This window comes from Pseudonocardia sp. ICBG1293, assembly GCF_020131355.1.
Taxonomy (GTDB): Bacteria; Actinomycetota; Actinomycetes; order Mycobacteriales; family Pseudonocardiaceae; genus Pseudonocardia.
The window spans coordinates 422072-447903 of sequence record NZ_JAHLEL010000047.1 but is presented as its reverse complement, the minus strand read 5'-3'; the positions used below and the strand labels follow the sequence as shown (position 1 = coordinate 447903).

Here is a 25832-nt window from a genome sequence, read left to right as displayed (position 1 = left end):
GATGCGAACCGTCGCTGATTAGGGACCTGATGGCGGGTTGTCCACGGGCGTGAACTGCAACAACAGGAGTTTGTTCGTGGCGCGACGAGCAGTGGTCTGGATCGGGATCGACGTCGGGAAAAGGACCCACCACGCCTGCGCTGTCGATGCCGAGGGCAAGGTTGTGTTCTCCCGCAAGGTCGGCAACGACCAGGCCGCGATCGAAGCTCTGCTCGATCGGGCGTCCGCCGCGGCCGAGGACGTGCGGTGGGCGATCGATCTGACCAACAGCTATGCCGCGCTGTTGCAGGTCGTCCTCACCGCAGCCGACCAGCGGGTGGTCTACGTTCCCGGGCGGGTCGTCAACCGGATGAGCGGCGTGTTCCGTGGGGAGGCCAAGACCGACGCCCGCGACGCAAAGGTCATCGCCGACACCGCCCGCATGTCCGGCGCCGACCTCACCGTGGTTACCGCCACTGACGAGACCACTGCTGAGCTGCGTCGGCTCGTGGCCCACCGCGAGGACCTGATGGCTGACTGGGTACGCGGGGTCAACCGGCTGCGTGACCTGCTCGGGTCGATCTTTCCCGGTCTCGAGGCGGCCTTCGACTACTCCACCCGCAGCGCTCTGGTGCTGGTCACCGGGTTCCAGACACCGCAGGCGCTCCGAGACGCGGACACAGCCGGAGTGATCGAGTATCTGCACGCCCACCGGGCATGGGCACCAGGCATCCCCACGATGGCGGCCACCGCGGTCGCCGCAGCCCACGCCCAGACCGTGACCCTGCCCAGCGAGACGCGGACCGCGGTCCTTGTCGCCGGCCTGGCCCGGCGGCTGTTGGAGCTCGACCGGGAGATCAAAGACACCGACAAGCTGATCACCACCGTGTTCCGCACCCACCCGGACGCGGCGATCATCGAGTCGCTGCCCGGACTCGGCCCCATTCTGGGCGCGGAATTCCTCACCGCCACCAACGGCGGTGTCAGCAGCAGTATCGGCGCTGATGTCGGCTCCGAGCTGGGTGGCTTCGCCAGCTCGGGACGGCTGGCCTCCTACGCCGGCCTCGTCCCAGTGCCCCAGGACTCCGGCCGGATCAGCGGGAACCTGCGCCGCCCACGACGCTACAACCGCCGCCTGCGGCGAGTGTTCTACATGGCCGCGCTGTCCAGCCTCAAGGTCAACGGCCCGTCCCGGGCCTTTTACCAGCGCAAACGCAGCGAAAGAATGCTGCACACCCAAGCTCTGCTCGCCCTGGCCCGACGCCTGGTCGACGTCCTGTGGGCCCTGCTGCGTGACCGGAGAATGTTCACCATCACCGCACCACAACCCGCTACCGCGGCTTGACACCATCATTCGGATTCCTTCGGCTGCTTCCTCACGCCGGTCGCCGTGCCCCCGATGCGCCCGGTCGAGCTCGCGCTCGTCGCCGAACGGGCCGGGCTGGACCTCGTCACCTACCAGGACCACCCGTACCAGTCGGCGTTCACCGACACCTGGACGCTCCTGTCGTTCGTCGCCGCCCGCACCGAACGGGTCCGGATCTGCGGCAACGTGCTCAACCTGCCGTTGCGTCCGGCCCCGGTGCTGGCCCGCGCCGCCGCGAGCCTGGACCTGCTCAGCGGCGGCCGGGTCGAGATGGGGCTGGGAGCCGGGGCGTTCTGGGACGCCGTCGTCGCCATGGGCGGCCCGCGGCTGGCACCCGGTGAGGCCGTCCGGGCGACCGAGGAGGCGATCGCGGTGATGCGCGGGATCTGGGCGGTCGACGAGCCCGGCCCGCTGCGTGTGCCCGGCGAGTTCCACCACGTCGACGGCGCGAAGCGGGGCCCCGCCCCGGCCCACCCGATCCCGATCCGGATCGGGGCGCTGGGACCCCGGATGCTGCGGCTGACCGGACGGCTCGCCGACGGGTGGCTGCCGTCGCTGATGTTCCTGCCGGACGGCCCGGCCTCGCTGGCGGGGATGAACTCCCACATCGACGACGGCGCCGCCGGAGCGGGCCGCGACCCGCGCGCGGTGACGCGCCATCTCAACATCGCCGGGACGTTCACCGACACCGGGAAGGGGCTCTTCGACGGGCCACCGGAGCAGTGGGCCGAGCAGATCGCCGACCTCGCGCTCACCCACGGGACATCGGGGTTCGTCCTGGCCTCCGACGAGCCGGGTGCACTCGAGCTGTTCGGCCGGGAGGTCGCGCCCCGCGCCCGCGAGATCGTCGCCGCCGAGCGGACCGGGTGAGCCCGTGCGCGCTCGGGTCCGCTCCTCGCCCGGTCGTCGTGCTCCCGGTGGCCCCGCCGAGGCGGCGCGGTGTCGAACGGGACCGGTCGGCCGAGGAGAGTCGCGCGTCCCGTCGGAACCGGGTGTGGTCCGGCTCCGGGGCGGCCGTCCCGCCGGCCGCCCTTGAGTGTGCCCCGGGGGCACGGTGTCTCGTCGAGCCACGACGACCGACGGGGGAGGACCACATGGTGGAGAACGGCGTGCTCCGGTGACCTGGAGCACCCGCGAGATCGCGGAGATCACCGGCACCAGCGTGAAGGCGGTGCGCTACTACCACGAGATCGGGTTGCTCCCCGAACCCGACCGAGCGCTCAACGGCTACAAGAAGTACGAGGTCCACCACCTGACCCGGCTGCTGCACATCAGGCGCCTCGCCGATCTGGGAGTCCCGCTGGCGCAGGTGGACGAGGTGATGCGGGACGGCAGCCACGCGTCGATCTTCCGGGCCGTCGACGCCGAGCTGGCGAGAACCGTCGAACGGCTGCAGGCCGTTCGCCGCGAGCTGTCCGCGCTGTCGCTTCCCGGCGCGACACCCGAGGTCCCCACCGAGTTCGGTGCCGTCGCAGCACGGCTGCGGGAGAACGACCGCGCGTTCCTGACGATCTGCGCCCAGGTCCATTCCGAGGAGTCGATGACCGCGGTCCGGGAGCTTCTCGAAGCCGCCCCGAACGACGAGCTCGACGAGGCGTTCCGGGACCTGCCCGAGGACGCCGACGAGGAGCGCCGCCACGCCCTCGCCGAACGGATCGCGCTCGTGACGGGGCCCGGTGCCGGCGGCTCCGTGGCGTGGCAGCCCAAGGCCGTCACGCCAGGGCAGGCCGACGCGGCACGGAAGGTCGTCGGGCACGCCGTGGAGGCGCTGTTCAACCGCGCCCAGATCGACGTGCTGCGGCGTACCCACGAGATCAACGCCCACCAGACCGACGCCCACGAGACCGACGCCCACGAGACCGACGCGGCCGCCGGCGAGCCCTGAGACCCCTTCCGCGGCCCGCAGGTGGACCCGCGCAGCCACCACACGATCGCGTCGCCGCCCGAGCCGGGCGGTGACATCGCACCAGGAGAACCCGATGACGAACCAGACCGTGCTCGACGACCGGGGCCGGATCCGCGGCCTCGCCGTTCGTCGCCGCCGCTCTCGAGGCGCACCTGCCCGGCTCGGGCTGAGCCGCCGCCGCGCCGACGGCCCCCGAACGATCACCACATCACCACGACCGAGGTGCACGAGAATCATGGACAGCCGTTCCGCCGCCGAGCTCGGCGCGCTCATGACCGAGAAGCTCGCCGGGTTCCAGATCGCCCAGGCGCTCCACGCCGTCGCGAGGCTGGGAATCCCGCAGGCCCTGCTGGACGGGCCCCGCACCGTGGCCGACCTGGCGGCGACCGCCGAGGTGGACGAGCACCTGCTCGGTCGGGTGCTGCACACCCTGACCGGGCAGGGAGTGTTCACCCACCAGCCGGACGGGACCGTCGCGGTCACCGAGCTGGGGGCCACGCTCGCCCCGGGGACCCGGGGGTCGGTGTACGGCACCGCCCTGTTCTGGATGGAGACGCACTACGCGCCCTTCGCTGCGCTGACCGACGTCCTGCGTACCGGGCGCACCGCGTCGGACCTGGTCAACGGCATGCCGTTCGTCGACTTCCTGCAGACCCACCCCGAGCACGTCCCGGCGCTGACCGCCGCCATGGCCGACGTCACCCACGGCGCACAGTCCGAGGTGCTGGAGGGCTACCGGCTCCCGCCCGGCACCGTCGCCGACATCGGTGGGGCCGACGGGTCGGTGCTGGCCGCGCTGGTCGCCGACGAACCCGACCGACGCGGATGGCTGGTCGACCTCCCGGCCGTCGCGGCGACCGCGCACGAGCAGCTCGCGACGGCGGGCCTGGCCGACCGGGTCGAGGTGCTGGGCGGGGACTTCTTCGAGTCGGTGCCGTCGGCGCAGGTCTACCTGCTGTCCACCGTGCTGCACGACTGGGACGACGAGGACGCGCTGCGCATCCTCGGACGGATCAGGGCGGCCGCGCCTCCCGGCGCGCGTCTGGTCGTCGTCGAGGTCGTCCTGCCCGACGGGGACGAGCCCCATCTCGGCAAGATCTCCGACCTGACCATGCTCACGATGGCGGGTGGCCGGGAACGCAGGCGCTCGGAGTTCGCCGGGTTGCTCGACCGGTCGGGTTTCGTGCTGGACCGGGTCGCGCGGTCGAGCGTGTCGGGGTACTCGGTCCTCGAGGCGACCGTGCGGGAGGACTGAGTCCGACGCCGGCCACCACTCCCGGCACGGGCTCGTGCCGGGAGCGGTCGTCAGCCGCCGTCCCGGACGGGACGGCGGGGATGGAGCCACCGGCGCAGCCGGCCGGTCACGACGGGCATCATCAGGTAGGTCATCACGGTGCTGAACAGGACGGCGAACAGCGCGGCACGGAGCGGGAGCGGGAGTGTCCCGAGCCACGGGGTGAGGACCCCGTTCGCCGCCAGCGACAGCGGGAACACCGCGATCCCCGAGGCGACGGCCATCTTCCAGCGCGGTGGCGTGACCGTCGCCGCGGCGGCGGGAGCACGGCACCAGGTCTCCATGCCCGAGACCGTCCGGGGTGCGTCCCGGCCGTCCGCGCCGGTGCGGGGCTCCGGTTCGTCGGCCGCGGTCACGGCGCGGTGTGCACGAGGTGTTTGGTCTCCTGGAACTCCTCCAGCCCGCGCAGGCCGTTGAGCCGGCCCACGCCGGACTGCTTGTAGCCGCCCTCCTCGAACTGGTCGTGGACGACCGCCCAGGTGTTGGTCCACACCGTCCCCACCCGCAGGTCGCGTCCGACCCGCAGTGGCCGGTCCACGTCCCGGGTCCAGACCCCTGCCGCCAGGCCGAAGTCCGTGGCGTTGGCGCGCTCGACGGCGTCGCGTTCGTCGTCGAAGACCTCGAACGTCGCGACCGGGCCGAACAGCTCGCGTTGCACGATCGGTGCCGTCACGTCGGTGACCTCGACCAGCGAGGGCGCGAGCAGCGTCCCCTCCCGGCCGCCCCACAGCAGCACCGTGCCGTGGACGGCGGCGTCGGCGACAGCGCGTTCGACCCGCACGGCGTTCGCCTCGTCGATCATGGCGCCCATGTCCGACGACGGGTCGGTGCCGGGGCCGACACGGACCGCGCGCAACGCCTCGACGAGTCTCCCGCGCAGCTCGTCGGCGATGCCGCGGTGCGCGAGGATCCGGCTGCCGGCCATGCAGAACTGCCCCGCGAACGTGGTGACGGCTCGGGCCAGCACGGGTACGGCGGCGTCGAGGTCGGCGTCGTCGAACACGATCATGGGTGTCTTGCCGCCCAGCTCGAGGGACAGGCCCTTGAGCGTGCGGGCGGCGGCCTCCATGATCCGGCGCCCGACCGTGGTCGACCCCGTGTAGCTCACGACGTCGACGTCGGGGGAGGAGACCAGCAGACGCGCACCGTCGGACCCGCTCTCGGTGAAGACCGTGACGACCCCGGTGGGCAGGCTCGGAGCCGAGCCGATGATCTCGGCGAGCAGCTCGTTGACCAGGCCGGTCTGCGCCGGCATCTTCATCGCGACGGTGCACCCGGCGGCCAGGGCTGGCGCGAACGAGCGCGTGGACAGGATCACCGGCGAGTTCCAGGGCACGATGATCCCGGCGACGCCCGCCGGTTCCTTGAGGGTCATCGAGTACATCCCCGGGCGGACCTCGGCGGCCCGGCCGTGGTCGGACAGGGCCAGCGCGGCGTAGTAGCGCAGCTTGGCCGCGGACGGGCCGACCTCGAAGGCCGCCTCGTTCAGCGTCTTGCCGTTCTCGCGGGACAGCAGGTCGATGATCTCGTCGCTCCGGGCGTCGAGCCGGTCGGCGATCTCCGTCAGCCCAGCGGCACGCAGATGCCGGTCCCGCGACCACTGCGTGGCGGTGAACGCGTGCCGCGCGGCGGCGATCGCGGCCCCGGCCTGTGCGGCGCGACCGTCGACGAACGTACCCAGGAGCTCCCCGGTGGCGGGGTCACGGGACTCCCGCCGGGTCCGGGCAGCGCCCCCACCGCCGTCGTGACGGCGGTGGGCATCGGGTGCTGCCGCGGGGTTCGACATCTGCGGGCCTCTTCTCGTCGGTGTCGAGGTCACGCTAGGAACCCGCGGCCGGGCGGGCATCGGTTGTGTTATCCGTCGTCGCGCGGCCGCGCCGTCCCGATCCGTCGTCTCCCGGTCGTGGCCCTCCGTCATCGCCGCCCGGCGAGACCGGCAGCCACGAGGTCGCGGCGGGAGCGGAGCCCGAGCTTGGCGAACACGTGGGACAGGTGATGCCCGACGGTGCGGTCGCTGATCCGCAGCCGGGCGCCGATCTCCCGGTTCGTCAGGTTCTCGGCGGCGAGCTGCGCCACCCGGAACTCCTGGGCCGTCAAGGTCTCCGCGCCCGTTCCTGCGCCGTGGGCACGGCGCGCGGGCGCCGTCGTGAGGCGCTGCTCGCGCCGGGCCCGCTCGATCATCGGGCGGGCTCCCAGGGCATCGAACGTCTCGACGGCGGTGTCGAGCTGCCAGCGGGCGTCGCGGCGCCGCCGCTGTCGCCGCAGCCACTCGCCGTAGAGCAGGTGCGCCCGGGCGTGGTCGAACGGGCGCCGGGACACGCCGGGCTCGTCCAGCGCCGCCCGGTAGGACACCTCGGCGGCGGGCTCGTCCAGCAGCGCGCGCGCCAGGTGCGCGGTGGATCTCGCCCAGGGCGCGCCGGTGCGCCGTGCCCACGCGTCGAGCGTCGCGGCGCGGCGCTCGCCGATCCCGGGCCGCCGCGCCTGCACGGCTGCCTCGACCGTGTCTAGGCCGGCCAGCAGCGCGACGACCGGATGCGCCGCGGGATGCCCGCGCTCGTCCAGGCGGGACAGCAGGTCCAGCGCCGCGTCGGCGCGACCGGCCCCGAGCGCGGCCATGCCGCGGCTCCAGAGCGCCGAGGCGCCTGCCGCACGGTCGTGGCGCGGCCCGGCGAACTCCAGGGTCCGCGTGGTCAGTGCCTCGACGTCGTCGCGGTCGCCGCGGGCGGCGGCGAGCCATCCGAGGCAGCTGCGGCACTCCGCGGCGATGTGCTCGGCGCCGATCCGCTCGGCCGACGCGAGCCCCTCGGCCGCGGCGTCCCGGGCGGCGTCCCACCGTCCCGCGGCGATGTCGAGTCGCGCGCTCCGGGCCAGTGCCGCGGCGAGCGAGGTGCGGTCGGCGTGCCGGCGGTGCCGGTTGAGCAGGGTGTGCACGGCATCGGTGAGCGGTTCGTCGATGCCCCAGGCGAGTCCGAGCAGCGAGGCGGGGAGCAGCTGTGACTCGACTCCGGCGATGCGCGCCATGACGTCGCCGAGATCGGCCGGCGGTACGGCTCCGACGGGGTCCGTCGCCGGCGCCCACCACCTCCGGACGACGGGGAGGACGTCCGGTAGTCCGGAGGTCGTCAGGTTCGCGAGCCGGGCGAGGGTCTCGCGCACCAGGTCGTCGCGGGCCGCGGACCATCCCGCGTGCAGGGCGGCGACGCCGAGCTCCACGCCGCTGCGTGGGTCGTCGAGCTCGACGAGGTCGTGCGTGAGTGACCGGTGCGCTCGTTCCAACGATCCCTCGGCGAGCTCGAGCACCCCGCGCAGGCCGCGGCTGGCGCGGGTGGCCCGGTCCTCGTCGGTCAGGCTCCGGGCGTCGGCCAGCAACCGGCGCGCCGTCGTGGCGTCCCCGCCGTGCCAGGCGGCGACGGCCGCACGGGCGAGCCTGCGGGTCGCCGCGGCCGGGTCGGGGGAGAGCTCGGCGGCCCGCCGCAGGATCGGTACCGCACCGGCTCCTGTCGGCGACGTCCGCTCGAGCGCCCCGGCGATCTCCTCGTCGACGTCGTGGACGGTCGCGGCCCGGTGCCAGAGATGTCCGCGACCATCCGGCGGGAGCGCGGCGGCCAGGGTCCGGTGGGCGGTCCCGCGATCGGTCGGGGAGGCGCCGGCGTAGACGGCGGCCCGGACGATCGGGTGCCGCAGCGCGGGCCGGTCGGGCGTCCCGGCGAGCAGCCCCGACCGGGCCGTCTCGTCCCACACCGGCTGCTCGCCGTCGCGGGGACGTGCCGACCGGGCGAGCGTGAGCTGGTCTCCGTCGGAACGGGCGGCGGCCAGCAGCACCAGCAGCTCACGCGCCGGGGGCTGCATGGTCTGCAGGCGTTCGGCGAAGGCCTTCCGCAGCCGGGGGCCCACCGGCACCGTGCCGGTGAGGTCGTCGTCCGACGTCGGCAGCTCGTGCAGGGCCAGCGGGTTGCCGCCGCCCGCGTCGACCGCCCGGGTGACCGCGGCTCCGTCCATGCCCGGATGTGCGGCGGTGACCAGCCGGGCGGCGTCGTCGTCGGTGAGCGGGCCGACCGGGAGCGGTTCGAGCCCCTCCCACGGTCCGCCCGCGGGCGCGTCGTGGTCGGCGACCAGGACCACGACGGGATCGGTCCGCACCCGCCGGGCGACGAAGCCGAGCACGAACGCGGTGTCGGCGTCGAGCCGGTGCGCGTCGTCCACGACGATCAGCAGCGGACGGTCGAGGGCAGGGGTCGACAGCAGGGACAGCACCGCGACCGCGGTGAGCAGCCGGCCCGGCCCACCCGCCGCACCCGCGAGCACGGCGCGGAGCGCGGCGGCCTGGGAGACCGGGAGGGACCCGATCAGGTGCTCGACCGGCCGGAGCAGCGTGTACAGGCCGGCGAAGGGGGTCGCGACCTCGCACCGCGACGGCCGGACCGACCACGACGTGACGTCCGTGGACAGGGCGGTGACGTGGTCGAGCAGCGCGGTCTTGCCGATTCCCGGCTCGCCCCAGAGCACCAGCGCGCCCCCGGCGCCCCGGCGGGCCCGGTCGAGCACCTCGGTCAGGGCGGCGATCTCCGCCTGCCGTCCGACGAGCGTGGCCGGATCACCGGAGGCCGTCATCGGAGGAGGTGCGCGGTCGGCCGGGCGGGGGTGTCCTCCTGCAGGTGACCGGCGTCGGTCTCGTACCACTCGGGCCGCCCCCGGTCCGCGCCGACGTTCATGACGATCCTCCGGTGTCCGATGACATGTCTTCCTGCATACCGGGTCGACGACCACGGGCGAGCCTTCAGCGCGCCGGGCGAGGGGCGGATCGGCACCGCTTCTCGTGCCACCGGACCACCACCACCACCATCGCGATGTTGACCGCGCCGAGGATGAGCAACGGCGGGCCGCCGGTCTCGGTGGACCGGTCGACGGCCGCGGTACCGCCCCCGGCCATGACGTTGTTGGCGATACCGGCCAGCACATTGTTGACGACATGGAACGCGATGGGCGCCTCCAGCCCCCCGCTGATCACCGACATCAGTCCGGTGCTCAGCGCGATCAGCGCGATGTACCCGGCCAACCAGGGGTCCGCCGAGCCGTGCAGCGCGGCGAACACCAGCGAGGACACGACGAGGCCGACGGCCAGGGCCGGGCGGACGGCACGTACCCAGCTCGCCGTCGCGGGGAACAGGACGCCGCGGTACATCAGCTCCTCGCCGGTCGCCTGGATCGGGATGGTGAGCAGGGTGACGGCCAGCAGCGCGACGGTGGTGTCGGTGATCCCGAAACCGGTCCATCCGGTGGCCTCGGGCCCGACCACGGCCACGGTCCCGAGGCCGGCGGCCACCAGGACGGCCGCGCAGGCCGAGTAGTAGCCGAGCCGGCGCCGATCGAACCGGCGCTGCGGGCTGAGCAGTATCCGCCACGGGACCCGGGGCATCCACCTGAGCAGCAGGACCGCGACCACACCCGTCGCCCCGATGGCGAGGTTGGCGGCCAGCGACTTCAGCGGGGTGAACTCGGTGGAGAACGCGTCGTCGGAACCCTCGACGGCGCCCACCACCGACCAGGCCAGCACCTGGGAGCCCAGCAGGACCATCGGCAGGACCGCGAGCAGCACCAGCGGTTTCCACCAGCTCATCCGTAGGTGCGCGCCGAACGGCCGCGTGCCGTCGACCGCGGTGGGGAGCAGCCGGGTCACCTCGTCGGGTGTGGAGTGCCGTCGTCCGCCGGCAGCGGAACGAGGACCGGGGACCGGCCTGTGCATGTGAACCTTCCCGAGTTCTTCCGTCGAGCAGACGACCTACGGGCACCAGCACACAGCGTGCCCCTGGGGCAGGGTCAAGGGAGCAGCACCGGATCGATCCCCAGGACCCCGGTCGTGGCTCCGCGTCCTGGCTCTCACGGGATCAGCAGCAGCTTTCCTCCGGTGTGCCCGGCCTCCAGCGCCCGGTGGGCCTCCGCCGCCCGGTGCAGCGGGAAGGTACGGGCGATCCGGGTGCGCCACCGCCCCGCGGCGATGTGCTCCAGTGCCTCCCGCACCGGGCGGCTGTCCCGGTTGCCGGGGTGTCCCGCGCTGAACGTGACACCCTGGGCGGCCGCGGCCGGATCCGCCAGGGTGACGACGCGCCCGGTGCCGCCGCGCAGGTCGAGCAGCGTGGACACGAGTCCCTTCCCCGCGGTGTCCAGCGCCGCGTCGATGGGGCCGGGAGCGACCGCACGCACGCGGTCCGCGAGGTCGTCGCCGTGCTCCACGGCGGTCGCCCCGAGACTCTCCACGTACTCCAGGCTGGACCGTCCCGAGATCCCGATGACGGTGAGCCCCCGCAGCCGGGCGAACTGCACGGCGGCGCCGCCGAGAGCCCCGCTCGCCCCGGTGACCACGATCGTCTCTCCCGCGCTCGGTCGCAGCAGCGCGAGTCCCCGCGCAGCGTTGTCCGCGGCGATGACGGTCGCGGCCGCATCGGTGAACGACACCCCGTCGGGGATGGTCGTGTAGTTGCTGCTCACCGTGAACTGCGCGTAGGAGCCCTGCGCGAAGCCGTCCGGCCAGCCGGCGACGCGCGCACCGACCTCGACCCCGGTGACGTGGTCGCCGAGCGCCGCGACGGTGCCGGCGAACTCGAACCCGATGATCGCCGGGGCCGGCAGGTCGAAGACGCCGGACCGGGCGAGGAGCTCGGCCGGGTTCACCCCCGCCGCGCGGATCTCGACCAGCACCTGGCCGGGCCCCGGTACCGGGCTGTCCACCTCGGCCTCGCGGAGTACGTCGGCCGCGCCGAAGGACGTGATGACCGCTGCTCTCATGACTTCTGTTCTCCTTGTTCCGTCCGTCGTACGGGGTGGGCCCCGCGTGTCGATCCAGCCGTCGTGCCCGCCGGTCCCGAGGGCCGTGACCGGTCGTCGTTCCGCTGTGCCGGGATCCGCCACGGGCGGCGCCGAGCACCCGCGCGGCGAGCTCCATGCCCCCGGCCGATGTGGACGGGGTCGTCGTCGGCCGCCACGTCGTCGGGCTGCTCTCCTCGAACAGGCCTCGACGTCTTCCTAGCGGCCTCGTGTCGCGAGCGGATCGGGGCCCGGATCGGTCGTAGCCCGGACGCCGCTCGACGGTGGGCGCCACCTCCGCGATCGTCGGTGTCGGCTGCGCGACGAGCGAGGGGAGCATCGAGGACCGGGAGCGGGGCCGAGAGACCTGGGGTCGGCCCACGGCGCGGCTGCTCCACCGTCCCTCCCGGGCGAGCGGGGTCATCGGGCTGTCACGGGTCGATGTCGGCGACCCGGACCAGGGACTTTCCCGTGTTCCGTCCCTCCGACAACCGCACGAGCGCCTCCGGTGCATCGGCCGACGAGGGGGAGATGTCCTCCCGATGCCTGATCCGGCCCGCTCGGAGCCACCCGGCGGGCTCCTCCACCACGTCGTCGATCCGGTGCAGGTGATCGGTCGCCAGGAATCCCTGCATGGAGACCCGGTTGACCAGGATCCGGCGTTCGATCCGGGGACCGTGGGCCTCGGCGTCGGGCGGCAGGCCGATGGTGCCGCACACGGCGATGCGGGCGCCGACGTCGAGGTTCGGCAGGGCGGCGTCGAGCGTCGCTCCTCCGACGGAGTCGAAGAACACGTCGACGCCGTCCGGGCAGGCACGCCGGATCACCGGCGCACCCGACACGATCCGACCGGCACGACATCCCTGCGTTGCGTCGGGCGCGCTCCACCCGGTTGCGGCCTGCACGCTTGGCGCGGTAGAGCGCGGCATCGGCCTCGGCCAGCAGGCCGAAGTGGTCGGCGCGTCGGTCGTCGGGTCGCGTACTCGCCGCCCCCACGCTGATGCTCAGGGTGCCGTGGGCAGACCTGTCGTGGATGACGGCGAGTGCGCTCACCGCCTGCCGGATGCGCTCGGCGACCCGGCTCGCCTCGGCGATGTCGGCGCGGGGGAGCAGCACGACGAACTCCTCGCCGCCGTAGCGGGCGGGCAGGTGCGTCGGGGACCGCAGGGTCGATCGGATCGCCGCGGCGACCACGACGAGAACGCGGTCACCGGCGGGGTGGCCGAAGCGGTCGTTGTAGGACTTGAACTCGTCGACGTCGAGGATGAGCAGGGACAACGGCTCGCCGCGGACGGCCGCGGACTGCCACGCTGCGGTGAGATCCCGGTCGAACCGGCGGCGGTTGGGCAGACCGGTCAGCCCGTCGGTGTCGGCGGCGCGCCGCAGGTCCTCCAGGGCGTCGTGCCGCAGGCGGTCGGCTGTGGCGTCGCGCTGGTCGAGACGGACGACGAGGAACAGAGGTCCGTGCGTCGGGTGATCGTGCACGTCGTGCTGCGTTCCCCGAGGCGGTCGGCCCGGGCCCGACGGCCCGCCTGCTCAGTCCTCGACCGGTGCGGACGACGGGGCGAGATAGGACATCGCGAAGCCGAGGAGCCCGGTGCCGGTGGCGACGACGGTCATCGGCAGACCGAGCACACCGACCACGCCCTCCACCAGCGGTCCGTCGGCGATGAGTATGCCGACGGCCTGTACCCCCACCACGGCGACGCCGAGCAGGAGGAAGGTGACCAGGCCTGCCGTGAACACGGGCAGCAGTCCGCGGTGGAGGTGGTCACGGGGGCCGGGGGCGGTGTCGGTCACGGGAGGGCTCCGATCGTGGGGCGGTTCGTGGTGGGTCAGACGACGAAGAGCGGCAGCAGGCCGGTCGCGACGAGCACACCGATGAGCAGGATCGGCAGCACGAACCACACGATCAGCCGCAGGAACAGCCGGGCGGGGTCGACACCGGCGATGCCGCTGGCGATGTAGATCGGGGCAGCTCCGGGTGGGGAGGCGCCTTCGGTGGACGCGAAGATGAGGATGGCCACCGCGGCGGCGACCGGGTTCACCCCGACCGCGAGCAGCGCGCTGAAGCTGACGCCGCCGACGGCGGCGACGGTCGCGGTTCCGGTCAGCGGCGCGGACACGACGACGATGAGCAGCCCGACCAGGGCGGCGATGACGAACTGCGGGGCGTCGATGCCGTTCATCAGCGCGGACAGCTGCTCGACCAGCCCGAGCTCGCCGAGCGAGGCGGCCGCGGCGAAGGCGAAGAACAGGGTGGCGCCGATGACGGCGTAGCGCGGGACCATGGCGGCCAGCAGGTCGTTCCAGCCGCTCGCGGAGCGGGGGAGGCGTCGCCACGCGACGAGCAGCGAGCCGAGGATCATGAGGACCGGGATCCAGACGATGATGCTGATCCGGCCCGCCGCGTCGGGGCCGATCAGGCCGGCCAGGAGCGCCTGGCCGCTGTCGAGGGTCAGGAACACCGGGATCGCGATGCCGGTGTAGACCAGCAACGAGGTCCAGCCCTGCCGCCAGGCGGCGGCGAACGGGAGGATGTGCTCGGGGTCCATGGCGTCGATCTTGTGCCGCCGCACCCAGACGAACACGACGAGGAAGCGGTACAGCACCGTCCAGAGGCCACCGACGAACGCCCCGACGAGGAGCTGGTCGGCGGTGAGGACGGGAGCCACGGCCGCGGAGCCCAACAGCAGGAACATCGACGAGCTGGGTGGGATCGAGATGCCGAGCCCGGCGTTGCCGGCGACGAGACCGGCGGCCAGGTCGGGGCGTCAGCGGGACCGGATCATCCACGGGATGGTGACCGACCCGACCGAGGCGGCGATGCCGGATCCGGAGCCCGCCGGCCCGCCGAGCAGCGCGGCCGCGGCGGTGGAGACGTAACCTGCGCCACCACGGACGCGGCCAAACACGGCGTTGAGCAGCGAGACCTGCCGGTCGATCAGCCCGAGCTCGGTGAGCAGGTAGCCCATGAACACGAAGGCGAGCGCGGCGAACACGACCTCCTCGGAGGCCGCGTCGAACAGGCCGGTCCCGGCTACCGCGAGCGCGTCGCCGCCGCCGAACAGGCACACGACCACGAAGCCGAGCAGCATCGCCTCGCCGATGTTGCGTCCCAGTGCGGCGTTCCAGACGACGATGACGCAGATGTAGGTGAGCAGGGCCCAGACGGCGACGCCCATGGGTACTCCTTCGTAACGAGGGCGTGAGGCAGCATCGTGCTGCCCGGTGACGGTGGCGCTCAGACCGCGGTGCGGGCGGCCAGGGCCAGGACGGTGCGGGCGCGGTCGACGATCGGCCGGTCGACGAAGGTGCCGTCGGGCAGTGCGATCGCGCCACGGGCGTCGGGACGGCCCGCGGCCTCGACGACGGCGTGCGCCCACGTGGTCTCGCCGGCGGTGGGGGCGAATGCGGCCCGTACGACGGGCACCTGGCGCGGGTGGATGACCGACCGCCCGAACAGCCCGAGAGCGCGGCCGTGACGGGTCGACCGGAGCAGGCTGTCGTCGTCACGGACATGGGGGTGCACCGACATCGGCGGTGCGGGCAGCCCGGCGGCGGCCGCGGAGAGGACGGCCCGCAGCCGCAGGTGGTCCAGCGCGGTGTCGGACCCCAGGTGCAACGTCGCGGCGAGATCCTGCTCGCCGAGGGCGATGCCCGCGACACGGTGGTGTGCCGCGATCGCGTCGATCGCGGCACACCCGCGAGCCGACTCCACGAGCGGCCAGAGGCGGACCCGGTCCGGCAGGACGGCGTCGAGCGCGTCCAGCGTGTCGGTCGAGTCCACCTTCGGTACCCGCAGCCCGCCCAGCCCCGGCAGCCCGGCGAGGACGGCGACGTCGTCGCGGCCGAGGGCGCCGTCGTTGATCCGGACGTGGACCGTCGGGCCGTCGGGAACCGTGGTCAGGTAGTCGGCCACCGTCGAACGGGCTCGGACCTTGTCCGGGGCGGCGACGGCGTCCTCGAGGTCGACCACGACCACGTCGGCACCGCTCGCCGCCGCCTTCGCGAATCGCTCCGGGCGGTCGCCGGGCACGTAGAGCCAGGTCAGAGGAGCGTTCACGCCACGGCTCCGGAGGTGCGCAGGGTCGCGATGCGTTCGGTGTCGTAGCCGAGCCCGGTGAGGACCTCGTCGGTGTGCCTGCCGGTGGCCGGGCCCGGCCAGCGCACCTCGCCGGGGGTGTCGGAGAGGCGGAAGGTCACGTTCTGCACAGTCACCTCGCCGAGCTCGGGGTCGGGCAGGTCCACGAAGCTGCCGAGGGCCTGGTACTGGGGGTCCTTGACGATGTCGGAGGCGTCGTACACCAGCGCGATCGCCGCCTCCGCCCGCTCGAAGGCGGCGAGCACCTCGTCGGTGTCGCGGGCGGCGATCCATCCGGCGACGGCGGCGTCGAGTTCCTCGACGTGGGCGACCCGGCCCTGGCCGGTGGCGAACCAGGGCTGCTCGACGACGTCGGGCCGCCCGACCAGGTGCATGACCCGTTCGGCGACGGACTGGGCGCTCGTGGACACCGCGACCCATCGGCCGTCGCGGGTGCGGTAGGTGTTGCGCGGGGCGTTGCTCGCCGACCGGTTCCCGGTGCGCGCCGGCAGCACACCGAGCGCCTGGTAGGCGGTGACCTGCGGGCCGAGCAGGCTCAGCAGTGGCTCGATGATGGCCATGTCGATCACCTGTCCGCGCCCCGTCCCGGTGCGGGCCTGGACCGCGACCATGATGGCGTAGGCCATGCTGATGCCGGCGACGCCGTCGGCCAGGGCGAGCGGGGGCAGCACCGGCGGCCCGTCGGGCTCGCCGGTGGCCGCGGCGAACCCGCTCATGGCCTCGGCCAGTGTGCCGAACCCCGGGCGGGCGGACATCGGCCCGAACTGTCCGAACCCGGTCATCCGCGCCATGATCAGCCTCGGGTTGAGCTCGAGGAGGTCCTCGGGGCCCAGGCCCCACCGCTCCAGGGTGCCGGGCCGGAAGTTCTCGACGAGCACGTCGGCGTCGACGAGCAGATCGCGCAGGACCCGCTGGCCCTCGGCGACCGACAGGTCCACCGCGATCGTGCGCTTGTTGCGCGAGATCGACTTCCACCACAGCCCGACCCCGTCCTTCGCGGGACCGTGTCCGCGGCTCGGGTCGGGCCGACGGGGGTGCTCGATCTTGACCACGTCCGCGCCGAAGTCTCCGAGCAGCGCGGCGGCCGAGGGGCCGGCGAACAGCGTGGCGGCATCGACGACGCGCAGCGACGACAGGGGGCCTCATTTAGAGGTCATTTCAGAACGAGGTCGACGTGTCTGTTGTAGACGACAAGCGGCTATCTGACCTGCCGTTTGATCTGTCGTCGAGGGGTCAATGGAAACTCGACAAGTCGTTCTGAAACGACCTCTTAGAGCGTCCGGCAATTGATCGTTACCGCAGCCGGCGGGTGGTGGGCCTATCCGGCCAGCGGTAGCGGTTGCGGGCCGCGTTGATCAGTCTGCGGATCACGGTGAGTGCGGCGGCGAGGTTGAGGTAGAACTCGACGATGATCTTCCGGCGATCGGTGAACCGGCGGAGCTTGCCGTAGCCGTTCATCCAGGAATGGGTGCGCTCGACCGGCCACCGCTTACCGACCTGGATCGGGGCGGGCCGGCCCTTGGTGGCGATCTGTGCGTCGAACCCGAGTCGTTCGAGCAGATCGCGGGTCTTGCCTGAGTCATAGCCCCGGTCCAGGTGCAGGCACGGTCGCTCGGGCAGCGGCCCGATCATGTCGTAGATCCCGATCAGGGTCGGTTTCAGCAACGGCGAGTCGTGGTCATTGGCGCGGGCGCTGATCAGGTGCAGCGGGATCCCCGCACCGTCGCAGACCACGGAGCGTTTGGTGCCCTGTTTGCCCCGGTCGACCGGGTTACAGCCGGCGACCTCGCCACCGCAGGGAGCCTTGGTGATCGCTCCGTCGGCAGACAGATCGTCGAGGTCGAGACCGATCATCTGGTCATAGCCGGCCAGCGCGGCCCGAAGGACCTGCTCCCCGACGCCGGCGGCGGCCCACTGGGCGAGACGGCGGCGGATCGTGCGGTCCGAGCAGCCGGGGGTGGCGATGCGTTCGTAGCCGCTGCCGTGCACCAACGCCGCGAGCACGTGCTCGAACACCAGGCGGTCGGGGATACGGCGGCGGTGACATCCCCACGGATGGGCCGGGTCGAACTCCGGGCGCCGCTCTGCCTCGATCAGGGCAGCGAACTCGACCCAGAGGGGGTCGATCAGCGATTCTGGCAATAGAGGCACGGACCCTCCAGGCGATCATCAGGACATCAGCAATCCGATGATCACCCGAGGTCCGTGCCTCTACCTGCAACGACACCCCCACGACCTCATTTGCCGGGCGCTCTTACAAGTTATAACATCGGGGCCGCACCGGAAAGAGGTGCCTCGTCCGGATTCCCCGGCCGCGGCGGGTAGCGTCGGCCGAGCACGAGAGGGGTGGCGATCGCGTGGGCGAACCCGTGGCGGACCGTGCCGGTCCGCCGACCAGCAAGGCCGACTACGTCTACCGATCGCTGCTCGACGACCTGCGCAACGCGCGCATCCCGGGGGGCACCCCGTTGCGTGCCACCGAGATCGCGGACCGGCTCGGGGTGTCCATCACACCGGTACGCGAGGCGCTGCGGCGGCTGGAGAACGACCGCCTCATCCGGTACGAGCAGAACCACGGAGCGACGGTGATCGACCTGTCGCCGGACGCGCTGCTCGAGTACTACCAGGTGCGCGCGGTGGTGGAGGGGCTCGGCGCCCGGCTCGCCGCCGACCGGATCACCGACGGGCAGCTGACCTCGCTGCGCGCCCTGCACCGCGAGATGGTCGAGGACGAGCGCGCCGGCCGCCACGACCGGCTCGGTGAGAGCAGCCGGGCCCTGCACCTGACCATCGCCGACATCGGGGGGCCCGCGTTCCTCGGTGAGCACGTCCGCGCCGTGCGCAACAGCTTCCCGGTGCCTGCGGACGCCTCGTTCTGGCTGGATCCCGAGCACGCGCGCCACCATCTCGACGTGCACGAGCGCATCCTCGACGCGCTCGCCGCCCGCGACGGCGCCGCCGCGGAACGGATGATGGTCGACCACGTACGGTTCGCCGGGACCTACCGCGCCGGCGGCGCGCCCGGATGAGCGGTGGTCGGCCGGCTCCGGGCCGACCCCCGCGCCACCCGTCCGACCGGCGGCGTGCCCTCCGGCGCAGCCCGGGGCAGTGACCATCGGGGCAGCGAGCACCGGCGGAGTCCTCCCCGAGGTCGTGGCCGGTCTGCCCCGGTGGCGGTCGACGGGCGCCGTGGCATGCCGTGCGACGTGCGGGGGGACGGGCCGATCGACATCTCCGCCCGACCGGACCGGCGCCATCGCGGAGCACATCGCCCCTCGGCGCGAGTGGGGGCGGACGTCGTGCGTCCTCATCGGACCGTCGTGATGCGCGAGGCGCCGTACCGATGCGGCCGCGGATCTTCCCCGAGGCGGCGCGGCACCGTAGTTTACGAGGTATGCCTAACTTAAGTCGCCGAGGCTTCCTCGGTGCCGCCGTCTGTGGCGCGATGCTGTTCGGGGCCGTCGCGTGTGGCAGCGAGCCGTCCGGTGCCCCCGACACCGCGCAGGGCTCGGTCACGGTCACCCACGCACTCGGCACCACGACGGTGCCGCCGGGTGTCACGCGGATCGTGGCCCTCGGGCCCACCGGGTTCGACGTCGCGCTGGCCCTCGACGCCCCCGTCGTCGGAGCCTCCTCCAGCGGTAGCGAATCCGGTCTCTCCCCGTGGACGTCGCAGGCCCGTGGGGCCTCCGACGTCGAGGTGCTCCCCGTGACCGGCGAGGCCACCGAGGTGGACGTCGAGCAGGTCGCCGCGCTGCAGCCGGACCTGATCTTCGCCCCGGGGTACTTCGCCCTGGAGAAGGCCTACCCGCAGCTCAGCGCGATCGCGCCGACGATCGGCTACCAGAAGGGTCCGGCCCAGGACACCTGGCAGGAGATGACGACGCAGCTCGCGACGGCGCTCGGCCGCCCGGCCGACGCCGAGCGGGTCATCGGGCAGGTGCAGGCGAAGCTCGACGAGACGCGGGCCGCGAACCCGGCCCTGCAGGGCGCCACCTACACCTTCGGCTTCGTGCAGCCCGGCGCGGTGACCGCGCTGCGCGACCCGGACGACGCGATGAACTCGGTGCCCGCCGCACTGGGTCTGTCGCTGTCGCCGCAGATCCTCGCGCTGCCGAAGGGGGAGTCGTTCGGGGTGCAGCTCTCCGCCGAGCAGATCGCCTCGCTCGACGCCGACGCCCTCGTCCTCTTCGACGGCGGCGACACCGAGGCGCGCACGACCCTGGAACGGAACCCGTTGTTCGAGCGGCTGCCGGTGGTGCAGCGCGGAGCTGTCGTGACCTACGACTACGACGAGTTCATCGGTCTGCGCAACCCGTCCCCGCTGTCGATCCCGTGGATCGTCGACCGGATCGCCCCGCGCCTGTCGGAGGCCGTGTCCCGGTAGTTCCCTGCCCGTCCACAGCGGACGGTGCCGGTTGCCCGGCGCCGTCCGCTGTCGTGTGCGGAGGGTTCGTCCGCCGGCCGGGGCCCGGTCGAACCGGGTGGAGCGACCGACATTCGTCACACCACCCTGGCGTAACGCTGACGCTGAGTAGTGTAACCCGAACGGGTGACGATGCGTACGGGGCGGCGCTCCGACGTGCGGTTTCGGGCGGTGTGGGGGTTCTGCGTGATGTCACTCTCTAGGCGGAACGGCAGCCCGTGTGCTCAAGTTAGCCTCGCCTTAGAGATGGATAGCCGACCGTGTGAAAAGGACTGTGATGGCCGACCCCGTTGGCGTGCGAACCGGCACCGACCAGGAGATTGTCGACGTCCTGGGCGTCGGTTTCGGGCCGTCCAACCTGGGCGTCGCGATCGCCCTGCTCGAGCGCAACGCGTCGGTGACCGGTGAGGGCCGGATGACCGGCTGCTTCGTCGAGCGCCAGGAGGCGTTCGGGTGGCACCGCGGGATGCTCCTCCAGGCCGCCACGATGCAGGTCTCGTACCTCAAGGACCTGGTGACTCTGCGTGATCCCCGGAGTGCCTACTCCTTCCTGTCCTACCTGCACGACCGCGGCCGGCTCGCCGACTTCATCAACTACGGCAGCAGCTTCCCCACGCGCCGGGAGTTCCACGACTACCTCGAGTGGGCCGCGGGTCGGGTCGAGCGGGCCGGTTCCGAGGTCTCCGTGAGCTACGCGACCGAGGTGCTGGAGATCCTCCCCGTGCGGGACACCGGCCCGGTCGAGCTGTTCGACGTCGTCGTGCGCACGGACGCGGGCGGCGCCCGCCGGATCCGGACCCGCAACGTCGTCCTCGCCTGCGGCATGGTTCCGGTGCTGCCGGACGGCGTCGTCACCGGCGACCGGATCTGGCACAACCGCGATCTGCTGTTCCGCACCGGCGGGATGGCCGGGTCCGCGCCGTCCCGGTTCGCCGTGGTCGGTGCGGGGCAGAGTGCTGCGGAGACCGTGGAGCATCTGCACCGTACGTTCCCGGGTGCGGAGGTGCATGCGGTGTTCGCCCGTTACGGCTACAGCCCTGCTGATGACACGTCGTTTGCCAACCGGATCTTCGATCCGGGGGCGGTGGACGATTTCTTCGCCGCGCCGGAGGAGGTGAAGGACCGGATCCTGGGTTATCACGCGAACACGAACTACTCGGTGGTCGATCCGGAGTTGATCGAGGGTCTGTACCGGACGCACTATCACGAGCGGGTCGCGGGGACCGAGCGGTTGCGTTTCCGGAACGTGTCGCGGGTGGCCGATGTGGTGGATGTCGGGGACCGGGTGGAGTTGGCGGTGGAGTCGCTGATCGACGGTTCGCGTGAGGTCATCACCGCGGACGCGGTGGTCTACGCGACCGGCTACCGCCCCGCCGCACCACTGGACCTGCTCGGGGGCGGGCTGCCCGCCGCCTGCCTGCGGGACCCGGCGGGGCGCCTCGAGATCCGCCGTGACTACCGGCTCGACACCACTGCGCTCGCCGACGGCACGCCGGTGCACGCCGGCATCTACGTCCTGGGCCCGACCGAGCACACGCACGGCATCACCTCGACCCTGCTGTCCAACACCGCGGTGCGCTCCGGCGAGATCGTCGCGTCGCTGGCCGCGGCCGGGACCGACCCCGGTCCACCGCCGCCCGCCGGCGCCGACCGGTCCGACCCGCTCCCCGCCGGTCGCGTCGCGCGCTGACCCGACCCCACTCCGACGACAGAGGAGACAGCCATGTCCGTGAACCCGTTCGACGACGAGACCGGGACGTTCCACGCCCTGGTCAACGACGAGGGCCAGTACTCCCTGTGGCCCGCGTTCGCCGCCGTCCCCGCGGGCTGGCAGGTCGCGCACGGTCCGGCCGACCGCGCGTCCTGCCTCGCACACGTCGAGCAGAACTGGACCGACCTGCGTCCGCGCAGCCTGGTCGAGCGCACCGCCTGACCGGCCCACACCCTCACCCCGAAACGGAAGGAACCCCCATGTCCGGCCTCGCCGATGTCGTCCCGCAGGTGTACCGCACGCTGCTCAGCGGCAAGATCCACCGCGCCACGGTCACCCAGGCCGACCTGCACTACGTCGGTTCGCTGACCGTCGACGAGGACCTGATGGACGCGGCCGGGCTGGTCGAGGGCGAGAAGGTCCAGGTCCTCGACATCGACAACGGCAACCGCCTCGAGACCTACGTGATCACCGGTGAGCGCGGTACCGGCGTGATCGGGGTGAACGGGGCCGCGGCCCACCTGGTGCACCCGGGCGACCTCACGATCATCGTCGCCTACCAGCAGGTCCCGGAGTCCGCGGTGGCCGACCACCTGCCGCGTGTCGTCCACGTCGACGGCCACAACCGGATCGTCGAGCTCGACACCGACCCCGCCGCGCCGGTGCCGGGAGCCCTCGACCAGTTCGCCGGTCGCTGAGCCGTCCGCCCCACCGTGCAGGAGGAGCACCCCTGATGAGCCCCGTGTCCACCGACGAGCTCCGTGCGCTGATCGCCGACCTCGTCGACGAGGAGCCCGAGGACGTCGGCGACGACGACGACCTGTTCGAGCTCGGCCTGCAGTCCATCGCGCTCATGCGCCTGGTCTCGCGCTGGCGCGACGACGGGTTCGACGTGGGGTTCGGCGACCTCGCCGCCCGCCCGACCGTCGCGGCGTGGGCCGCGCTGCTGGCGCGCCGTCCCGACGAGGACGCGCCGACCGGCGCCCGCGACGAGCAGCCCGCCGGAGCCGCGGAGCCGACCGGGACCGACGGTGCCGCCGAGTTCGGGCTCGCCCTGCTCCAGCACGCGTACTGGGCGGGCCGCGACCCCGCCCAGCCCCTGGGCGGGGTGGCTCCGCACCTGTACCTGGAGTTCGACGGGCCCGGTCTCGACCCCGACCGGCTGGCCGCCGCGCTGCGCCGGCTCGTCGACCGGCACCCGATGCTGCGCGCCCGCATCACCGACAACGGCCGCCAGGAGATCCTGCCCGCCGCAGGCCAGGGCGCGCCCACCGTGCACGACCTGCGCGCGGTGTCCGACGCCGAGCGCGCGGAGCGCCTGGCCGGGACCCGGGACGCGATGTCGCACGAGATGCTCGCGATCGAGCGCGGCGAGGTGTTCCGGGTCGCGGTGAGCCTGCTGCCCGACGGGGCCCGGCTGCACGTCGACGTGGACATGGTCGCCGCCGACGCCGTCAGCTTCCGGGTGCTGCTCGCCGACCTGGCCCACTGCTACGCCCACCGCCTCGACGCGCCCGAGACCGAGCCGGTCGGCGTCACCTACCGGGAGTACCTGCAGGCCAGGCCGGGTGCACGCCGGGCCGCGTCCGAGGCCGCCCGTGCCTACTGGGAGGGCCGCGCCGCGGAGCTGCCCGGTGCGCCCGAGCTGCCGGCCCTGGAGCACGGCACCGGCCGCCCGCGCGCGCAGCGGCTCGCGTTCACCCTGGCCGGCGACGAGCGGGACGCGGTGTTCGCGGCGTGCCGCCGGCACGGCCTGACCGCCGCCGCCGTCATCGCCACCGCCTACGCCGAGGTCGTCGGCGCGTGGAGCGCGCAACCCCGGTTCGTGGTGAACGTCCCGCTGTTCGACCGCGACCCGGTGCACCCCGACATCGACCGGGTCGTCGGCGACTTCACGGGGTCGGTCCTGCTCGAGGTCGACCTCACGAGCCCCGCGACGTTCCTGGAGCGGGCGCGCGCCGTCCAGCACCGGCTGCACTCCGACGCCGAGCACGCCGCCTTCTCCGGCGTCGAGGTGCTGCGCGACATCGGCCGCCGCGCGGGCGAGCAGGTACTGGCGCCGGTGGTGTTCACCAGCGGGCTGAACCTCGGCGAGCTGTTCGACGAGCGGGCACGGGACCTGTTCGGCGACCCGGTGTGGATGATCTCGCAGGGGCCGCAGGTCCTGCTCGACGCGCAGATCACCGAGGTCGGCGGGGAGATCCTGGTCAACTGGGACGTCCGCGCGGACCTGCTGCCCGACGGCGTCGGCGAGGCCATGTTCGCCGCGTTCAGCCGGCTCGTCCGTGGCCTGGGGGAGGAGCGGACCTGGTCCGTGCCCGTCCCGGCGCTGCTGCCCGCCGACCAGCTCGCCGTGCGCGAGCGCGTCAACACCACCGCCGAGCTGCCACCGGCGCGGCCGCTGCACCACGACTTCTTCACCGGCGCCGCCGCCCGCGGGGACGCCCCGGCCGTCGTCGCCGGCTCCACCGTGCTGGGACACGCCGAGCTGGCCGACCGGGCACTGCGGGTCGCGGCCGGGCTGCGCGAGCGCGGCGTCGCTGCGGGCGAGCCGGTCGCGGTGACGCTGCCGCGCGGACCGGAGCAGGTCGTCGCGGTGCTCGGGGTGCTCGCCGCGGGCGGCACCTACGTGCCGCTGGGCGTGGAGCAGCCGTCCGCCCGGGTCGAGCGGATCCGCGCGGTGTCCGGGCACCGGTGGGCGATCACCGCCGAGCCGGGGGAGGACCGCGTCACCCTCGCCGAGCTCCTGGCGCACGCGCCACTGCCCGAGGCGGCCGCCCCCGACCCGGATCAGGCCGCCTACCTGCTGTTCACCTCGGGCTCCACCGGCGAGCCGAAGGGTGTCGAGGTGCCGCACCGCGCCGCCGTCGCCACCCTCGACGACCTGGTCCGCCGCTACCGGATCGGGAGCGACGACCGGACGCTCACGGTCTCCGCGCTCGACTTCGACCTGTCGGTGTTCGACCTGTTCGCGGTGCTGGGCACCGGCGGTGCCGCCGTCGTCGTGCCCGAGGGCGCCCAGCGCGACCCCGACCACTGGGCGCGCGCGGTCCGCGAGCACGGCGTCACGATCCTCAACTGCGTGCCGGCGCTGCTCGACGCGCTGCTGGCCACCGGGCACGACCTCGGCGACACCCTGCGCCAGGTCCTGCTCGGCGGCGACCGGGTGGGCACCGACCTGCCCGGGCGGCTGCGCGAGCGGGTGCCCGGCTGCGGCTTCGCCGGACTCGGCGGCACGACCGAGACCGCGATCCACTCCACCGTCACCGAGGTCGGCGAGGGCCCCGGTGCCGTCGACCCGGACTGGCGGTGCGTGCCCTACGGCACCCCGCTGGACGGGGTCGCGCTGCGCGTCGTCGACCATCTCGGCCGCGACGCACCCGACCACGTGCCCGGCGAGCTGTGGATCGGGGGTGCCGGGGTGGCCCACGGCTACCGCGGTGACCCGGACCGGTCCGCGGACCGCTTCCTGACCCTCGACGGGCGGCGCTGGTACCGCACCGGGGACCTCGCCCGCTACCGGGCCGACGGCACCGTGGAGTTCCTCGGCCGCCGCGACGACCAGGTCAAGCTCAACGGGTTCCGGGTCGAGCTGGGAGAGGTGGAGGCCGCCACCGCCGCGCTCGACGGGGTCGCCCGCGCGGTCGCCGTCGTGGTCGGTGACGCGGTGCTCGCGGTCGCGGTGCACGGCACCGCCGACCCCGACACGGTCGCGGCCGCGCTCCCGGAGGCGCTGCCGCCGCACATGGTCCCGCGGGCCGTCGTCGCGCTGGACCGGGTGCCGCTGACCACGAACGGGAAGATCGACCGCCGGGCCGTGCGGGCCGCCGTCGCCGAGCGGGTCTCGGCCGGCGCGGACCGGGTCGAGCCCGACTCCGCGCTGGAACGGGTGGTGGCCCGGGTGTGGGCGCAGGTGCTCGAGCACGACGGCCCGGGCGGCGTCGAGACGCCGCTGTTCGCCCTGGGCGGGGACTCGGTGCTGGTCACGGTGATCGTCTCGCAGCTGCGGGAGCTGCTCGACACCGACGCCGTGTCCGCGCGCACGGTGTTCGCCCACCCCACGGTGCGGGAGCTGTGCCGGGCCCTGCGCGAGTCGGAGCCCGAGCGTGTCGACGCCGTCGCCGAGGTCGTCGACGAGATCGAGTCGCTCGCCGAGGACGACCTCGACCGGGCACTGGCCGACCGGTAGGCCACCGTCCGCGCGGCCGAGCCCCGCCGCCGCCCGCACCCCGAACGACCGCACC

Annotated in this window: 20 protein-coding genes and 2 pseudogenes; 10 read left to right on the top strand and 12 right to left on the bottom strand. The window is 73.3% G+C overall.

Annotated features, from left to right (window positions below; translation table 11 throughout):
- Nucleotides 1-76 precede the first annotated feature (76 nt).
- The 4 genes from KPF47_RS25255 (at nucleotide 77) to KPF47_RS25240 (ending at nucleotide 4506) form a co-directional block, all read left to right on the top strand.
- Nucleotides 77-1324: an IS110 family transposase gene (locus KPF47_RS25255; protein ID WP_224386790.1), complete on the top strand. Its 1248-nt coding sequence runs from the start codon at nucleotides 77-79 to the stop codon at nucleotides 1322-1324.
- Nucleotides 1325-1378: 54 nt separating this feature from the next.
- Nucleotides 1379-2215 carry an LLM class flavin-dependent oxidoreductase gene (locus KPF47_RS25250; RefSeq protein ID WP_224391277.1) on the top strand — a complete coding sequence of 279 codons (837 nt, stop codon included), beginning with the start codon at nucleotides 1379-1381 and terminating at the stop codon, nucleotides 2213-2215.
- A 247-nt stretch (nucleotides 2216-2462) separates the two neighbouring features.
- Nucleotides 2463-3230: a MerR family transcriptional regulator gene (locus KPF47_RS25245; protein WP_224391276.1), complete on the top strand. Its 768-nt coding sequence runs from the start codon at nucleotides 2463-2465 to the stop codon at nucleotides 3228-3230.
- Between the two features lie 256 nt (nucleotides 3231-3486).
- Nucleotides 3487-4506, top strand: a complete 1020-nt coding sequence (locus KPF47_RS25240) for a methyltransferase (protein ID WP_224391275.1) — start codon at nucleotides 3487-3489, stop codon at nucleotides 4504-4506.
- A gap of 50 nt (nucleotides 4507-4556) precedes the next feature.
- On the opposite strand, the gene KPF47_RS25235 is transcribed toward KPF47_RS25240, so the two are convergent.
- From KPF47_RS25235 to KPF47_RS25180, 12 genes and pseudogenes are all read right to left on the bottom strand, one after another.
- Entirely contained in the window at nucleotides 4557-4901 is a 345-nt protein-coding gene (locus KPF47_RS25235) for a hypothetical protein (protein ID WP_224391267.1), read from the bottom strand.
- On the bottom strand, nucleotides 4898-6331 hold the full coding sequence (locus KPF47_RS25230) for an aldehyde dehydrogenase family protein (protein WP_224391266.1): 1434 nt from the start codon (nucleotides 6329-6331) through the stop codon (nucleotides 4898-4900). Before KPF47_RS25230 ends, KPF47_RS25235 begins: the two co-directional genes overlap by 4 nt.
- Before the next feature lie 128 nt (nucleotides 6332-6459).
- Nucleotides 6460-9156, bottom strand: a complete 2697-nt coding sequence (locus KPF47_RS25225) for an AAA family ATPase (protein WP_224391265.1) — start codon at nucleotides 9154-9156, stop codon at nucleotides 6460-6462.
- 166 nt (nucleotides 9157-9322) lie between these two features.
- Nucleotides 9323-10288 carry a CPBP family intramembrane glutamic endopeptidase gene (locus tag KPF47_RS25220; protein WP_224391262.1) on the bottom strand — a complete coding sequence of 322 codons (966 nt, stop codon included), beginning with the start codon at nucleotides 10286-10288 and terminating at the stop codon, nucleotides 9323-9325.
- 134 nt (nucleotides 10289-10422) lie between these two features.
- On the bottom strand, nucleotides 10423-11328 hold the full coding sequence (locus KPF47_RS25215) for an NADP-dependent oxidoreductase (protein WP_224391261.1): 906 nt from the start codon (nucleotides 11326-11328) through the stop codon (nucleotides 10423-10425).
- A 449-nt stretch (nucleotides 11329-11777) separates the two neighbouring features.
- Nucleotides 11778-12173, bottom strand: a complete 396-nt coding sequence (locus KPF47_RS25210) for a zinc-binding dehydrogenase (protein WP_224391258.1) — start codon at nucleotides 12171-12173, stop codon at nucleotides 11778-11780.
- Between the two features lie 112 nt (nucleotides 12174-12285).
- Nucleotides 12286-12831 (bottom strand): annotated as a pseudogene (locus tag KPF47_RS41115) (diguanylate cyclase); the annotation flags it as partial.
- Nucleotides 12832-12882: 51 nt separating this feature from the next.
- Entirely contained in the window at nucleotides 12883-13146 is a 264-nt protein-coding gene (locus tag KPF47_RS25200; protein WP_224391256.1) for a hypothetical protein, read from the bottom strand.
- 35 nt (nucleotides 13147-13181) lie between these two features.
- Nucleotides 13182-14531 (bottom strand): annotated as a pseudogene (locus tag KPF47_RS25195) (TRAP transporter large permease subunit).
- Between the two features lie 59 nt (nucleotides 14532-14590).
- The gene (locus tag KPF47_RS25190) at nucleotides 14591-15412 is read right to left on the bottom strand and encodes a CoA ester lyase (protein ID WP_224391255.1); all 822 of its coding nucleotides are present in this window, start codon (nucleotides 15410-15412) and stop codon (nucleotides 14591-14593) included.
- On the bottom strand, nucleotides 15409-16587 hold the full coding sequence (locus KPF47_RS25185; RefSeq protein WP_224391326.1) for a CaiB/BaiF CoA-transferase family protein: 1179 nt from the start codon (nucleotides 16585-16587) through the stop codon (nucleotides 15409-15411). The genes KPF47_RS25190 and KPF47_RS25185 overlap by 4 nt, the downstream gene beginning before the upstream one ends.
- A gap of 157 nt (nucleotides 16588-16744) precedes the next feature.
- Nucleotides 16745-17602 (bottom strand): IS5 family transposase, encoded by an 858-nt coding sequence (locus KPF47_RS25180; RefSeq protein WP_224390682.1) that lies wholly within the window; start codon nucleotides 17600-17602, stop codon nucleotides 16745-16747.
- Between the two features lie 206 nt (nucleotides 17603-17808).
- Here KPF47_RS25180 and KPF47_RS40445 point away from each other — a divergent pair, with 206 nt between their 5' ends.
- From KPF47_RS40445 to KPF47_RS25150, 6 genes are all read left to right on the top strand, one after another.
- Nucleotides 17809-18480, top strand: coding sequence for a GntR family transcriptional regulator (locus tag KPF47_RS40445; RefSeq protein ID WP_224391254.1), 672 nt, complete (start codon nucleotides 17809-17811; stop codon nucleotides 18478-18480).
- A gap of 416 nt (nucleotides 18481-18896) precedes the next feature.
- Nucleotides 18897-19838, top strand: coding sequence for an iron-siderophore ABC transporter substrate-binding protein (locus KPF47_RS25170; RefSeq protein WP_224391253.1), 942 nt, complete (start codon nucleotides 18897-18899; stop codon nucleotides 19836-19838).
- 316 nt (nucleotides 19839-20154) lie between these two features.
- Complete coding sequence (locus tag KPF47_RS25165; RefSeq protein ID WP_224391252.1) at nucleotides 20155-21567, top strand: lysine N(6)-hydroxylase/L-ornithine N(5)-oxygenase family protein; 1413 nt, start codon at nucleotides 20155-20157, stop codon at nucleotides 21565-21567.
- A 33-nt stretch (nucleotides 21568-21600) separates the two neighbouring features.
- A complete protein-coding gene (locus KPF47_RS25160; RefSeq protein ID WP_224391251.1) occupies nucleotides 21601-21810 on the top strand; it encodes an MbtH family protein in 210 nt (69 codons plus the stop codon).
- 68 nt (nucleotides 21811-21878) lie between these two features.
- Nucleotides 21879-22286: an aspartate 1-decarboxylase gene (panD, locus tag KPF47_RS25155; protein ID WP_224391325.1), complete on the top strand. Its 408-nt coding sequence runs from the start codon at nucleotides 21879-21881 to the stop codon at nucleotides 22284-22286.
- 35 nt (nucleotides 22287-22321) lie between these two features.
- The gene (locus KPF47_RS25150; protein WP_224391250.1) at nucleotides 22322-25777 is read left to right on the top strand and encodes a non-ribosomal peptide synthetase; all 3456 of its coding nucleotides are present in this window, start codon (nucleotides 22322-22324) and stop codon (nucleotides 25775-25777) included.
- Nucleotides 25778-25832: the final 55 nt, after the last annotated feature.

Coding starts and splice junctions, on each gene's coding strand:
- KPF47_RS25170 (WP_224391253.1), top strand. CDS start 18,897: ATGCTGTTCGGGGCCGTCGCGTGTGGCAGCGAGCCGTCCGGTGCCCCC.
- KPF47_RS25250 (WP_224391277.1), top strand. CDS start 1,379: ATGCGCCCGGTCGAGCTCGCGCTCGTCGCCGAACGGGCCGGGCTGGAC.
- KPF47_RS25150 (WP_224391250.1), top strand. CDS start 22,322: ATGAGCCCCGTGTCCACCGACGAGCTCCGTGCGCTGATCGCCGACCTC.
- KPF47_RS25240 (WP_224391275.1), top strand. CDS start 3,487: ATGGACAGCCGTTCCGCCGCCGAGCTCGGCGCGCTCATGACCGAGAAG.
- KPF47_RS25225 (WP_224391265.1), bottom strand. CDS start 9,156: ATGACGGCCTCCGGTGATCCGGCCACGCTCGTCGGACGGCAGGCGGAG.
- KPF47_RS25215 (WP_224391261.1), bottom strand. CDS start 11,328: ATGAGAGCAGCGGTCATCACGTCCTTCGGCGCGGCCGACGTACTCCGC.
- KPF47_RS25220 (WP_224391262.1), bottom strand. CDS start 10,288: ATGCACAGGCCGGTCCCCGGTCCTCGTTCCGCTGCCGGCGGACGACGG.
- KPF47_RS25160 (WP_224391251.1), top strand. CDS start 21,601: ATGTCCGTGAACCCGTTCGACGACGAGACCGGGACGTTCCACGCCCTG.
- KPF47_RS25165 (WP_224391252.1), top strand. CDS start 20,155: ATGGCCGACCCCGTTGGCGTGCGAACCGGCACCGACCAGGAGATTGTC.
- KPF47_RS25230 (WP_224391266.1), bottom strand. CDS start 6,331: ATGTCGAACCCCGCGGCAGCACCCGATGCCCACCGCCGTCACGACGGC.